At 56.9% G+C, this 13,015-nt stretch carries 13 protein-coding genes; 7 read left to right on the plus strand and 6 right to left on the minus strand.

Annotation, left to right across the window (positions count from 1 at the left end; all coding sequences use genetic code 11):
• Positions 1-12: 12 nt before the first annotated feature.
• The 3 genes from SA339_07410 to SA339_07420 form a co-directional block, all read right to left on the minus strand.
• Positions 13-696: an SOS response-associated peptidase gene (locus SA339_07410; protein MDW5563037.1), complete on the minus strand. Its 684-nt coding sequence runs from the start codon at positions 694-696 to the stop codon at positions 13-15.
• A gap of 78 nt (positions 697-774) precedes the next feature.
• Positions 775-945: a DUF1059 domain-containing protein gene (locus tag SA339_07415; GenBank protein ID MDW5563038.1), complete on the minus strand. Its 171-nt coding sequence runs from the start codon at positions 943-945 to the stop codon at positions 775-777.
• 121 nt (positions 946-1,066) lie between these two features.
• Positions 1,067-1,390, minus strand: a complete 324-nt coding sequence (locus SA339_07420) for an iron-sulfur cluster assembly accessory protein (GenBank protein MDW5563039.1) — start codon at positions 1,388-1,390, stop codon at positions 1,067-1,069.
• Positions 1,391-1,523: 133 nt separating this feature from the next.
• Here SA339_07420 and SA339_07425 point away from each other — a divergent pair, with 133 nt between their 5' ends.
• The 3 genes from SA339_07425 (at position 1,524) to SA339_07435 (ending at position 4,209) form a co-directional block, all read left to right on the plus strand.
• Positions 1,524-1,991 (plus strand): GNAT family N-acetyltransferase, encoded by a 468-nt coding sequence (locus SA339_07425; protein ID MDW5563040.1) that lies wholly within the window; start codon positions 1,524-1,526, stop codon positions 1,989-1,991.
• A 1,199-nt stretch (positions 1,992-3,190) separates the two neighbouring features.
• A complete protein-coding gene (locus SA339_07430; GenBank protein ID MDW5563041.1) occupies positions 3,191-3,922 on the plus strand; it encodes a hypothetical protein in 732 nt (243 codons plus the stop codon).
• Entirely contained in the window at positions 3,922-4,209 is a 288-nt protein-coding gene (locus SA339_07435; GenBank protein ID MDW5563042.1) for a winged helix-turn-helix domain-containing protein, read from the plus strand. The genes SA339_07430 and SA339_07435 overlap by 1 nt, the downstream gene beginning before the upstream one ends.
• Before the next feature lie 485 nt (positions 4,210-4,694).
• On the opposite strand, the gene SA339_07440 is transcribed toward SA339_07435, so the two are convergent.
• Positions 4,695-5,126, minus strand: coding sequence for a hypothetical protein (locus SA339_07440; protein MDW5563043.1), 432 nt, complete (start codon positions 5,124-5,126; stop codon positions 4,695-4,697).
• Between the two features lie 546 nt (positions 5,127-5,672).
• On the opposite strand from SA339_07440, the gene SA339_07445 reads away from it, so the two are divergent.
• Positions 5,673-7,949 carry an amino acid permease gene (locus tag SA339_07445; GenBank protein ID MDW5563044.1) on the plus strand — a complete coding sequence of 759 codons (2,277 nt, stop codon included), beginning with the start codon at positions 5,673-5,675 and terminating at the stop codon, positions 7,947-7,949.
• Here SA339_07445 and SA339_07450 read toward each other — a convergent pair whose 3' ends face one another.
• Positions 7,950-8,891, minus strand: coding sequence for a hypothetical protein (locus SA339_07450; protein MDW5563045.1), 942 nt, complete (start codon positions 8,889-8,891; stop codon positions 7,950-7,952).
• Positions 8,892-9,224: 333 nt separating this feature from the next.
• Here SA339_07450 and SA339_07455 point away from each other — a divergent pair, with 333 nt between their 5' ends.
• Both SA339_07455 and SA339_07460 read left to right on the plus strand, forming a co-directional pair.
• Complete coding sequence (locus tag SA339_07455; protein ID MDW5563046.1) at positions 9,225-9,962, plus strand: hypothetical protein; 738 nt, start codon at positions 9,225-9,227, stop codon at positions 9,960-9,962.
• A gap of 54 nt (positions 9,963-10,016) precedes the next feature.
• Positions 10,017-11,000 (plus strand): HD domain-containing protein, encoded by a 984-nt coding sequence (locus tag SA339_07460; GenBank protein MDW5563047.1) that lies wholly within the window; start codon positions 10,017-10,019, stop codon positions 10,998-11,000.
• On the opposite strand, the gene SA339_07465 is transcribed toward SA339_07460, so the two are convergent.
• A complete protein-coding gene (locus SA339_07465) occupies positions 11,001-11,582 on the minus strand; it encodes a class I SAM-dependent methyltransferase (protein MDW5563048.1) in 582 nt (193 codons plus the stop codon). It abuts the gene before it with no gap.
• Between the two features lie 463 nt (positions 11,583-12,045).
• Here SA339_07465 and SA339_07470 point away from each other — a divergent pair, with 463 nt between their 5' ends.
• Positions 12,046-12,948 (plus strand): DUF72 domain-containing protein, encoded by a 903-nt coding sequence (locus SA339_07470; protein ID MDW5563049.1) that lies wholly within the window; start codon positions 12,046-12,048, stop codon positions 12,946-12,948.
• The last annotated feature ends 67 nt before the right edge of the window (positions 12,949-13,015 follow it).

Raw genomic sequence — 13,015 nt, forward strand, 5'->3', positions numbered from 1 at the left:
CCGAAAGTGCCCTCAGAACCATTTCCCGGGGTCGGGCCGGGGAGCGGGGCGCATAAGATCCTCGGAATCATGATGGAGGTCGTTGACGGCCCGGGATACGGGATATGCTTCCATCCGCTCGGCGGGGAAGGGACGGAAGATCCTATCCATATCGCTGCCCTCCAGGGGGGCGGGCCCCAACCACACCTCCTCGTCCTCGTGGGACAGGATCACTGGCATGCGGCCGTGGATCGGTGCCATGAGCGCGTTGGGGACGGTGGTGATGATGGTGAAGCTGAGCACCTCCCCGCCCGAGGGATCCCTCCATCGGTCATACAACCCGGCCATGGCGAACAGTCCCTCGTCCTTTAACTTGGCCAGGTAGGGCACCTTGCCGTCAGCCGCCCATTCATAGAATCCGGTGGTGGGCACCAGGCATCTACGATCCTTGAGCGACGCCCTGAACGCCGGCCGTTCGGCCACGCCCTCGGCCCGGGCGTTGATCATGCGCGACCCGATACGGGGGTCCTTGGCCCAATGCGGAATGAGCCCCCAGCGCATCATGACCAGTCGGTTGGGGCTGTTGCGGATCACGATCGGCGCGTCCTGGGTGGGGGCGAGGTTGTACCGGGGACGGGGCATGTCCGCTATCGGCGCGTCGATGGAGAAGCGGGGGATGAGATCCTTGATTTCCCCTATGGTGAACCGCCCGCACATGCTGAGCCGTAGTGACCGCGGGAGCGATAATCATTGCCATCTAGGTAAAAAAAGAAAAAGGGGGGTTAAGCACAAAGTTCATTTCTTGAAGATGCCGCCGATCTTGCTCATGGCCTGGTCCATCATGCTCTTGGCCGAGCTTTCGTCCATGCCGTGGGCGGTCTTGGCATGCTCCTCCATCTGTTTCCTTACCTCTTCCTCGGTGTTCCCGGTGGCTGTGAAGTCTCCCTTAGGACATTTCAGTTCCATTTTATCCCTCGGGAGGGATGTTCAAACGCATGGTAGATTAAGGTTGGTCTGACCAAGGGTCGGTGCGGAACGGCAGAATGAACATGGACGCAAATATGAAAAAAGAAGGGGTTGGGCCTGCTTAGTGGCATCCGGCGCAGGAGCCGCCGCAGGAGGACCGCAGGTTGGGGTTGTTGACGATGAGCCCCGCCCCACTGGGGGTCTCGATGTAATCGACGGTCGAGCCCTCGAGCATCTCCTGGGTCTCGCCGTCATAGTAGAAGGAGAAGCCATCGATCTTCTGTTCGATGTCCTCGTCGTTCTTCTTCTCCTGGAAGGCCATCCCGAACTGGGGGCCGGAACACCCCATCCCGGCAAGGTAGATCCTGATGCCGAAACCCTTCTTGTCGTTCTTCTCCAGCAGGTCGTTGATGAACTTGATCGCTTCAGTGCTGACCTCTACCATGTCCAATCACCTTTTCAACTGAGAATTGTTAAGATATATAAGACAATTGCCGGACTATTTCGGCCCGACGTTCGCACCGTTCGTTCATGGTCGCAAAGGGTTTATCTTGACCTGTAGTCCTCAAAGGAGCTAAATGGAGTTCACCTCGCGGCATTTGATCAGGAAGGACCTTCCCCAGGTCATCGCCATCAGCAGGGAGAATATGGCGTCCATCATTTTCGCCTCATGGGGGGTGGAGTACCGTGACGAGGACCTCCTGCACATGCTGCTCGAGCCCACCGCCTTCACCGAGGTATTCGAGTCTGGCGGCAGGATCGTCGCCTACTACTCGGTCGATGAGCGTAACGACAACCTGTTCATTAACTCCATCCAGGTGCTCAAGGAGTGCCAGAATCTGGGCCTGGGCAGGGAGATGATGACCCGCATCGAGGATCGGGCCAAGCAATACCAGATGAGGGGCATCGAGCTGTGGGTACAGATTACCAATCGCCCAGCCATGGAGTTCTACCGGCACATGGGTTATCGCATGGTCTCCCGCCAGGGAAACAACTACCTCATGCGTCTCCTCCTTGATCCCCGGGAAGGGTGGAGATTCGTGTGATGGTGCGAGCAGACTTACTCTGACTCTCGAGTCCTCCTTCTCCGACCTTCGCCGGGCCCCGTCCACGGCCGGGCGGTGAGGTATCGATAAGTTACAAGAGCGGAGAGCACAGGGAAACGGGAATCAAGCCGGGCCATGGATCAGCGGGAGGTCGAGTTCTTCTGTTCTCGTACCTGGCGGAGCGGTCGTCCCTAACTTGGTCCTAATCACTCGGATGGCCTAGATTCGGCTTGCGGACTGCAGGTTCCAGATCGTTCAGGTTTAAAGCAACATATTCTGGTGGATGTTCACTCTATGCAATCAAAAAGAAGAGTGGTGGATGTATGCGGCTATAGGGGAGGTCAATACTCCCCTATGCCACATCGGTTTCCGTTATGATCCGCCTATCCACCAAGATACAACTGGCAGTTGATATTGCCCGACCCCATTCCAGTCCTAGAGCTGCAGGTAATGTCTACGCTCCCGCTGTAGTGTGCATAAACATTTCCCAGGCCAGGGACATAGACAATCCCTGCCCAATAGGCCGTTACGTGATTGGATTGGACGTTGGTGCTTAAATACCAATAGCCAGTCGAATCCGAAGTTGTTTGTGCACCCGTTGTCTGATCCGTGATCGTTGCCCCAGACAGGGCGGTCCCATCAGGTTTGTATACGTATCCGTAGACGCACTCCGGTGGGACAGATTCGGTCTGAGCATTTGCCTCACCTGCAACATAGCACAAACCTAAGAAGCCTGTTGCCACAAACATCAGCGCTGCTAAGATTGTAATTAGTTTGTTATTACTGCAACTATCGTCACTCATGGTTCATCCTCCCGGGAGAAAACAGACCAGGCATCAACTGACCAAGGTAATGCATGGTCTACGCCAATTCCCCGCATGTGTCAATTTTGATTATACATACATAAAATTAATGAGTTGAGTATGAATGGGCAGGAATTGGGCGATCTGCATCCAAGATAATGTTCAGACCATGCCCTCGTCATCAACGATTTGCTGATCGTTAGCCCCATTCTGCATATGATGGCGGCCATGGTTGCTTACCTTTCGCACCATTTCCACAAATTCGCTCTTGTTTTTGAGCCCTACTGAACATTTCAATGGATTTGAGACTGGAGAGTGAAAAGCGAGGCCCTGGGAGGTTAACGGAACGGGAATGAAACTATCGTCCATTATCCATTTATATGCTCCCATCGATATATGAACAGCATCCAGGTGAGGGAGTTGGAATACATATACGAAGCAATACAAGGTGCAATCGTTCCATTGGTTGCTACATGTGTTGCCGCCCTCGCATTATGGAGCTATCATAAATTTCATATTCCGAGTTTTCTACTCCTTTCGGCTTCGTTTTTTCTGATGGTCATCGCATCGGCCATCGGGACTATTTTCCTCAATGGGAAGGTATTCAGTTATGACGATAGCTACGCCTGGCAACTTCAGATCGCGATCGCATCCATCACACTTCTGGCTTTTACCCTTCTCGCGTCCATTTATCATTCTGAAAAATATGCTCAAGACATAAAAAGTACCAAGGCCCAGCGGATTGTTGGCGGCCTAATAATTGCTTTTGAGCTTGCGATAATCCTCTATTCTGCGATCTACCGCTTCAATTCACTTCCAAGTTTTCCGGCGTATTTGGCGGCATACTACCTGATATCCAGCGTAACCTTTGTTATAATGATCTATGTCGTCGTCTCATTATACTCGATATATTGTATCGGCATGAGCAAGAACACCCTGCTAGTGCTTGTCGGGTTTTCTTGTTTGGTGATAAGCAGTTTCGTCGGATCGCTTGCTACAATTCTGTTCGAGGTTCTTCACTCATCAGATTTTGAGGCCGTCTACACATTAAGTGCGCTCCTTGGATTGATAACAGTCGTTGGATACCTCTCGTTCTTGTTCGCCCTGCTGCGCCTGAGGGTTTTGTGATGGTCCCGAAGCCAGCATCCTATCGCTCAAAATGCAGGATATATGCTGACATCCTCAGGGCTATCCAGCAAACCGACAAAGCCAAGGCGACCTATCTTCTTCACGAAGCCAACCTATCACACGAACGTTTAATTCGTCATCTCGAGGCACTGGTGGATTTAGGGCTTATTGTGAAAAAGGTAGATGATGACGGCGTAGTGTATGCCATAACGACCAAAGGAAGCGAATACCTGGCCCAGTTCAGATTGGTGGAAAAATTCGGTGAAACGTTCGGAATAAGGGTTTGATCCCTTTTTCATGTAACCTTAAGGTCAGGTCGGCAAGGTCCCATTTCTTAACCATGATGGGCGGTTGATGGATGAGATCATGGAAGCATTCGAATCGGCATCCACTCGTATAGAAAGGTTTCCAAATCCCATTGCGCCGCCAGGAGAACAGGAACGGTGTTAAACAACCTCTAAATGCACTCATTGAGTATGAATGAGAATTCCGAGATGTCATCGAGCAGGCGTCGGACGAAAGTCGCGCGGCCTTGAATGCAAGTGTTCCCCTACCATTGAACACCCTACATCTTGCATCAAATTATGCAGTCAGGGAGATTAACGCCGCAATAATGGTACGAAATAAATAGGCATCTTACTGCGCAAACGCTGATTCCAAGGCTAACAGCGGACCGAAAGCGATCGCTTACAATATTGGCAATCGGGGGATGCCTAACGTTGGCTCATCCGTTCATCGGCGGATGAGGGGTGGAGAATGATAACTCACCCCATTACCTCATCTCCGCCTTCACCGATCTTGGGGCCAAACTACCTCTTAGGGCAAAGCCAGTCAGAAGGCAGATCATTGCGGATAGGACACCAAGATAGAATCCGATGCCCAAACTCCCTTGTTCTCCCTCATAGGTCATAAGGTAGAGACTAGCGAAGGTAATCAAGCCTATGATCTGAGCGATCGCTCCCCACCTGGTGAATATTGTGAGGATGCAACCGCCAAGGAAGAAAAAGCCACTTATCGGTGCAAGCATATATGGCCAGAACTGGTAAAGATCCCAAATATTGCTAGGGTCAATGAACCTTGTCAGAGGAATCTCCGAATGATTTAAAAAATCAATGGTTATCCATGCAAGGAAGATGCTGACAAAACCTAGCACTATGCCTATCTTGCTAGCTATATTCAGCCAATTAGCCTTCGGAAGTTTCACTGTTCCCCACCAACGAGCATATCTCTTTTCTAGATATTTGAATTCATTGAGATGATATTATTCCAACTGATCTAACACTTCATGTCCCTCATCTTATCTCCCTGTGTTCCCTGACCATCACGGCGATCTCGTCCGCCTTCATTCTGAACAAGAGCTCGAAGCCGAGATCTACTAACCGGGCCTCGGTGGCGCCCAGGGGCATGTTGCGCTAGTGCGGCGCCATTTCCTTGCACGACTCAACTTGATTGGGTAATCCCGAAGTGTTTTCACTACCGCATCGGTAAGTTCGGTCCTCGCTCAGCAAGTTCGCTTCCTTATGCCATGGGTTGCAGCAATCCATGCTCTTCTCACTCGGGAGCCCATTCTCTCGGCGAATGGGTCATTAGGGGCTACGGCAGGGCCCGATGTGAGGTATGCCGCACAATAAACATTGATCAGTGGACACAGCCAGCTTATACGAGCGAAAGGTGAAACCTCGATTCTCTCCCCAGCAAACGGAGGTTAGAAATGCTTATCTGACAGTACCCGTTTCCAGCGGCACTTCATATGACCGAAGAGCACTCTCCCCCTTCGAGCGGGGTTGAGGTCACCCTGAACCGGGACCTTGGACTAGCAGAGGTTCTGATGATCGGCATAGGCCCGAACATAGGTTCCTCCATTTTCCTTCTCATTGGTCTGGCGACCGAGATCGTGGGGCCTGCGCTGCTCCTGACCTTCGCCTTAAACTTTATCGTCACCATCTTCACCGCTCTGGCCTACGCCGAGCTGGCCAGCGGGTTCCCGGAAACGGGTGGCGGGTACCTATGGGTCAAGGAAGGGCTGTTCGAACCGTTGGGGTTCCTGGGCGGCTGGATGTCATGGGTCGGTCACTGTATCGCCTGCAGCGTGTACGCCATCGGTTTCGGTACCGGTGTCAGCTTGCTGTTGACCCAGTATGGCATATCGTTATTCGGTTTGCCCACCGACATGGTGTCGACATTCTTCACGATCTTCATCGCCGTCGTCTTCTGTTACATGAACTATCGCGGTGTCAAGGGCGCCGGACGCTCCGAGATCCTGGTAAGCACCTTCCTCATCGGCATCATCGTACTCTTCTGTCTGTTCTGCACAGTCTACATCTTCGGCAATCCCGCGGCCGCCGGGGCCGGGGGTTTCGGTCCTGAATTCATCCCCTTTGGCTACATGTCCATCGCCACCTCCATGGGCTTCACCTTCATGATCTTCGAGGGTTACGAGGTCGTAGCCCAGACCGGCGAGGAGGCCAAGGATCCGGAGAGGACCGTTCCCCGGGCCATGTTCCTATGCATCACCATATCGGCGATCCTCTTCATCGTGGTGGCCGCGGTAACCTTCGCCACCATCGGATGGCAGGCCACCGCTGCCGGCGGTGATCATGCGCTCAACGATGCTGCCGACCGCACAATCCCGTTCATCGGCGGGGCGCTGATGTCGGTGGGAATGATCATCGGCTCGGTCGCCGCGGTCAACTCGATCGTATTCTCCGCGTCCAGGGTCTCGTTCGCCATGGGCCGTGACGGCAATCTGCCGGCGATCTTTGGCAGGCTGCACCCGGAGAAGCACACCCCGGTGACGGCCATTGTCATCAGCGGCATCATCATCATCTTCATGGCCGTGTTCTTCGACATTCGCAAGGTCGCCACTGTCGCTGACGTGATGATCCTCCTGCTCTTCGTCCTCGTCAACATGTCGATGATCACGCTGCGGAAGAAAAGGCCGGACGTCAAGCGGACCTTCATGTCCCCCTTCTTCCCGTGGATACCTTTGATAGGCGTGGGGACCAAGATGTTCCTGGCCATCATGCTTTTCGACCTCGACCCCCTGGCCTGGTACATAGCTTTAGCAGTAATATTCGCTGGACTGTTCGTCCACTACTTCGTGAAGGGGCGGGCGGAGATCGAGCGCTACCAGCCCCCCGCCCCCTCGCTGCTCAGCGAGGAGGCCAAGGCCCGGTACCGCGTTCTCATCCCCGTCGATGACCCCCGGAACGAGGGCCTCATCGACATGGCGGTGACCCTGGCGGCCAAGAACGATGGTGAGATCCTCCTGACCACGGTTGTCGAAATCCCCAACACCGTTCCCCTGAGCGCGGTGGAGCAGAAGCGGGTGGACGAGCGGAAGAAGCTGCTGCAGAAGCTGCAGGAGTACTCCGAGCTTCGCGGCATCAGGACTCGAGCCATCGTTCTTGTGTCCCACGACGTGGTTGCGAGCATTATCGATTCGGCGCGCGAGAACCACGTCAACGCCATCATCGTCGGATGGAAGGGATACACCAACACTCAGAAGCGCGTCCTGGGTCGCAAGCTCGATGACATCGTCCGGCAGACGCCCTGCGACATCATGGTGCTCAAGGCCGATGGGAAGCTCAAGCTGGACCGCGTCATGATCCTGTCCGGAGGGCTGTGGCACGTCAGCAAGGCCACCGAGGTGGCGGCCGACATAGCCCAGATGAACGACTCCCGGGTCACCATCCTTAATGTGATCATCAACGAGCGCTACCTGGTCCGCGCGGCGGAATACTCCAAGCGGCTCAAGGCCATCGTGGAGTCCCGGCGGGTACCGGTCATCATCAAGGAGATCAGGCCCGAATCGCTCATCGGCGGTGTGGTCGCAGAATCGCTGGAGACTAACCTGCTGGTCATCGGATCGTCGGCGGCCAAGCGGTGGGACCAGTTCGCCTTCGGAGCGATACAGGACGTCATCGCCAAGAATGCCAAGTGTCCGGTCCTGGTGTACAAGCGGGTGGCCCCGGGGACCCCCGACGCCCCTGGCGGGCTGAAGACCGGCGACGAGGACCTGGATTGATCAACTCACGGCCGCAGCCAGCCGGTCAATGAGGACGTCCGCGGCGTGGCGCGGGATGCGGACCCCGGCGCTGGCCCGATGGCCACCGCCCTCCGTACCGTGCTCTCTGGCAAACTCTTCGATGAACTGCCCGAGGTCGATCCCGGTTCCTCCGCAGGCCCGGAGGGAGGCAATGGATCCGCCTTTCGAATCGTGGACCAGCATGGCATACTTACACCCTCGTTCTCGCGCAGCCTCGGTCAGTGCCAGGGCCCCGAACCCGTGAAAGGACGGCCGGCCCCGGCGCAGGTCCAGGAGGGCGAGGCTGCCGCGTACCTCGAGCCTCTCCCTGACCCCCTGCACCGCACGGTTCCAGCGGTCACTGTCCATGACTGCCCGGAACCTCTGGGCGATGGCCTCGCTCTCCGACGGCCACCGTCCCGCGGCCAGCTCTCTCGCCGCAAGGAGGCGGAAAGTATCATCCTCGACGTTATAGCGCCAGGCGAAGTCCAGGACCATGACCTCGTACTCGAGCCGCTCCCTCCCCAGCTTCCTGTCAGCCTTGGATAGGAGCGCGCTCTCCGCTCGCTCGTACATATCAGCGAGGGCCACAGCCCCATCCAACAGGGGCGAGGCCCCCAGGTACGCATGCAGGGCGCCAGCGGCGCTCCGGGTACGGTCCACCACCGCCTGAGGATGGTCCCGACAGGCGGGGTGATGGTCCACCAGAATGATCGCCGGATCAGAATCCAATGCTGCGGCAAGTTCCTCGGTCAGCGGAACGTCGGCAACGAAAAGACGTCCAGTGCCGTCGTGCCGGGCCGCGGCCTCCGCCGCGGAAGGCGGGGAACTGATAAAGGTGACCTCTCCCTCAGGAAAGCGTTCGAGGAACACAGCGGCGCATACGATGCCGTCCAGGTTCCCCCTCGTCACGATCCCGGTGCACGAGGTCTTTTTTCCCATCTCTCCGCACGACGCGTAGGGCGATTAAGAACGTCCCGACCCCATTATCATATTGGATAACAACGGCCTAGGGGCGTCTGCCCTTCTTCCGCAAGAGGCCACCGCAGTGAGGACGGCCAGATATCCGATCTGAGCGGGCCGCCAGACCTTTCTTCTTTATGAGGCGGTCAACGTCAACATCGAGAATCAGGACCGACCCTTCTTAATCCCCCGTTCGTTCGTTTCCCCCGTGGGCTTGGAGGAGCGGTCGCCTAGCGCGTACCGCGATGGAAGCCTCCGTGTACAGCCAGGGACTATACCTCGGCATGCGGTCCACGACCACCGGAGACGACGATGACCGACATATTATACCTCGGCGAGGGGAGCACGAAGCCGATTGCATGCGAAGACGTTCTGGACACCACTTTCAGGACCATGGGGACGGCCTACGGGTACGAGAAGATCGAGGCCGCCTTCGTGTCCTGCAAGGAGTTCAAGAGCACCTGGCAGCGGCTCGGGAAGAGCGTATCGTTCGAGATATCCGACTATCTTGGCCATGCCCGGCCGGAGATACTGGGCGACTTTGCCCAGGCCCTCTATGACCGCATCGACCGGCGCACTCATGGGTGCGTTTACAGCTCTCGCCTGAAGGCCTACCTGGAGTCCGATGATTTCGTCCGCCGCAACCAGGCCACCTATCTCAAGCGTAGCAGGAACCTGGTCAAGGATTCCCGCGGTCAGCGCTTTGATCTCAAGGAGACCTACGATCGCCTGGTGGACAGCGGCATAGTATCTCCTTCCACATCCGTTTCCCTTAACTGGACTAGGAGCGAGAACCGGATGAGGGTCGGGTACTGTTCCGTCCTGATGCGAGTGGTGGCGATTTCCTCCCTGCTGGACAACGAGAAGGTTCCCGACTTTGTCCACGAATACGTGCTGTACCACGAGCTGCTGCACCTTGAGGACGGGCTCTCCGACGGCCACCGCCATCACCCCCCAGAGTTCAAAGCCCGGGAGCGCGAGCATCCCAAGTGGCGGGAGTCGGAGGAGTGGCTCCATAGGATGGCCGCCCGCAAGGTGGACCTCGCCTGAGTCCAACCTCATTATATTTAATTTAGACCAACTATCTCCCCCCGAGGTATTCGGTTGGGAAGGGAGCGCCAGTGGGTAAGTGACATCAGCGCCAAGGGCATGGGGATCGATGAGGTCTATGTGATCAAGCGAAAGGACCCTCCCCGCAAGGGGCGCAAGGCCAATCACTTCTTCGCTCTCACTGTCAGCGACGCTACCGGGGAGATAAGGGTCAATTATTGGGGCAACAGCGAGGAGGCCACGGTGCGGAGGGTGTACGACTCCGTTCACGAGGGTGAGCTGGTCCGAGTTAAGGGGATCAGCGACCAGTTCAACGGCTCCATGGTGGTCCAGGTCAACATCTCGAACGGCGAGGACCTCCTAGAGGAAGCCCGGGAGGGGGGTTACGATCCGGCTGACTTTGTGGCCTGTACTGAGAAAGACCCCGAGGAGATGTACGCCGAGCTGCAGGCGCTCCTAAGCCAGATAGTCGATGTGGATATCCGTTCGGTCCTTGGCCAGCTGTTCGGGGACCAGGATCTGGTGCGGAGGTTCAAGGCCGCCCCAGCCTCAGTATCCTACCACTGTGCGTGGGTCGGCGGACTGCTGGAGCACACTCTCAACGTCGCCCGGGCCTGTGATTTCATCTCCCGCCTGTATCCTGAGCTGGACCGGGACCTGCTGCTGGCTTCGGCCGTCCTGCATGACATTGGAAAGGTCTCGTGCTACAACGTCTCCACTACCATCACCGAGTCGGTCAGTGGTCGGTTACTGGGCCATATTGTCATCGGGGCCCAGATGGTCGAGGATGCCTGCAACCGGTGCCAGACAGTTCCTCCGGCCCTGCGCACCAAGCTGGTGCACATGGTCCTGGCGAGCCACGGCACCAACGAGAAGGGGTCCCCTACCGAGGCAGCCATTCCCGAAGCCCTGGCCCTCAATTTCGCCGACGAGATGGACGCCAAGCTGGAGCGGTTCATCCGGGCCAGGGGCAACGGCGGGCCCGAGGACACCTTTGTGGTCGACCGTTCTCTGGGTACGAAGATCTATCTGGGCTGATCAAGGCCGCTTCATCATGATGGAGTACATGAAGCGGAGAGCGGTGCCCTCCACTCCTCCCACATCGGTCACGCCCTGCACCTCGAATGGCGGTTGGAAGATATTGGTGGCGGTCTGTCGAGTCATGCACCCCACGGGTGAATCACGGTAGGTGGGCACCACCAGGACGATGTAGCTACCTGGTCGGGTCATCCGGTAGATTTCCTTCACGAAGAGATCCCTCTCCCCTCCCTGCAGGGACACCCAGGTGCGGGGATCGAACACCACGTCGAACTCCCCCTCATGGAACGGCATCTTGGTCGGCTCGGTGACGTATATCTGGACCTTGGCGTCGGTCTCCGCGATCCGCTGCCTGGCGATGTCCATTTCCGCCGGGAAGAAGCCGACCAGGGCGACCGAGTATCCGGACTGGGCGAGGAACAGGGCATCGATCCCGTCATCGTTGCTCAGCACCAGGGCCCGCCCCCCAGGCATCATGCCGCTGGCCACCGCCTCGATCAGGGCCTCATGAGGGCGGTACTCGCCCACTGGGTTGTCTTGCAGACGCCGCCCCCAGTACATCCTATCATTGTTCGGTGACATCATGGTAGCACGGTGATGTCTTGTCATGTCCAGAGCCATAAACCTTGGCCGTTCCCGCCGTCGGTACGGTTAAAAATGGAGCGATGCGGCTATAGCGAAGGTCATTGTCCCCCGAGCCTTAACAGATTGGTTCATGGACGGCGTATGCCTGTTCTCCCCACACTGACCCAGGCCGGGGGTTTGTTGTCGCGCGTCGGGGTTGTTTCCCATTCATGACCCGATGTCACATCGTTGTTCATGGAAAGACCCATAGTAACGACGCTCTGTGCGCCCCTAGCATGCAAGGGGATTCATTGATCGTCCCCGGTTTCTAAGGGCATCCGAACCATTGCGTGGCAGGACTTAAGGATTTCCATTATCAGGGGCCCGGAGCGATGGGGACGTCCAGACCATGATGTCCCTGGTGATGGGAACGATTCTGAAAACTGGGAAGATATATGTACGCTGCGATGAAATCTATAATGTGGTTTCTGTGTTAATCGGCTGCAGCGGATGGTCTTACGATGATTGGACAGGTAGGTTCTACCCTGTCAACATCGCCAGGAAGAAGGAGGAATGGCTACGTTATTATGCCTCGTTCTTCACCACGGTGGAGATCAACAGCACCTTCTACCGTCCGCCCCATGACTTCATCGTCAACGGGTGGATCAAGAAGGGCCTGGGTCTCAAGGGGTTCGAGTACTCGGTCAAGATGCCCTCCGAGGTCACCCACGAGGCCCTGGCCAGGGGCCAGGGAGCCAAGGCAGGGATACTGGCCTCGGCCTTCGAGGCCACCTGCGTCCGCCCCCTGGCTGAGAACGGGCTGTTGGGGGCGGCGCTCCTGCAGCTGCCGCCCGGCTTCCGGAACGACGGGGAGGCCAGGAAGGCTTTGGCAGAAACCCTGGACACCCTGGACACCGATCAGTATCGCTACGCTGTTGAATTCCGTCACCGGACCTGGCTCGACGATGCCGGGGCTCCCGAGCCTCACGTACGCAAGTTACTAGAGATACGGAGGGTGGCCAACGTGGGAGTGGACGGGCCGGGAGTGGCCATCACCACCGACACCACTGCCGACCACGCCTATGTGCGCGTCCACGGGCGGGACCACGACCTATGGTCGGACCAGGAGCACGAGGACGACATACGACTGAGCCGGTTCGATTACCTGTATAGCGACGCGGAACTGGAAGGGATACGGGACCGTATCGTCCAGCTCTCGGAGAAAGTGTCCCAGGTGAGGGTGTACTTTAACAACACGGCCAAGGCCAAGGGAATCCGCAACGCTCTGCAGTTGATGGACCTCCTGGGCATTCATCACCGGGGAAAGGAGATCCCGTTGCAGGACCAGACCCACCTGGGCACCTTCCTGATGGCCAAGCAGTGACCACCCGTACACGTTCGTCCGGAGCGGGTCCAGGTGAACAATGAATAAGAAGACGAACGTGATAACC

The sequence above is a fragment of the Methanomassiliicoccus sp. genome (assembly GCA_033485155.1).
In the GTDB taxonomy this organism is placed as follows: domain Archaea; phylum Thermoplasmatota; class Thermoplasmata; order Methanomassiliicoccales; family Methanomassiliicoccaceae; genus UBA6.

Excerpts from the sequence above, each read along its gene's own strand:
- SA339_07410 (MDW5563037.1), bottom strand. The coding sequence starts at position 696 with ATGTGCGGGCGGTTCACCATAGGGGAAATCAAGGATCTCATCCCCCGC.
- SA339_07415 (MDW5563038.1), bottom strand. The coding sequence starts at position 945 with ATGGAACTGAAATGTCCTAAGGGAGACTTCACAGCCACCGGGAACACC.
- SA339_07420 (MDW5563039.1), bottom strand. The coding sequence starts at position 1,390 with ATGGTAGAGGTCAGCACTGAAGCGATCAAGTTCATCAACGACCTGCTG.
- SA339_07425 (MDW5563040.1), top strand. The coding sequence starts at position 1,524 with ATGGAGTTCACCTCGCGGCATTTGATCAGGAAGGACCTTCCCCAGGTC.
- SA339_07430 (MDW5563041.1), top strand. The coding sequence starts at position 3,191 with ATGAACAGCATCCAGGTGAGGGAGTTGGAATACATATACGAAGCAATA.
- SA339_07435 (MDW5563042.1), top strand. The coding sequence starts at position 3,922 with ATGGTCCCGAAGCCAGCATCCTATCGCTCAAAATGCAGGATATATGCT.
- SA339_07445 (MDW5563044.1), top strand. The coding sequence starts at position 5,673 with ATGACCGAAGAGCACTCTCCCCCTTCGAGCGGGGTTGAGGTCACCCTG.
- SA339_07450 (MDW5563045.1), bottom strand. The coding sequence starts at position 8,891 with ATGGGAAAAAAGACCTCGTGCACCGGGATCGTGACGAGGGGGAACCTG.
- SA339_07455 (MDW5563046.1), top strand. The coding sequence starts at position 9,225 with ATGACCGACATATTATACCTCGGCGAGGGGAGCACGAAGCCGATTGCA.
- SA339_07465 (MDW5563048.1), bottom strand. The coding sequence starts at position 11,582 with ATGTCACCGAACAATGATAGGATGTACTGGGGGCGGCGTCTGCAAGAC.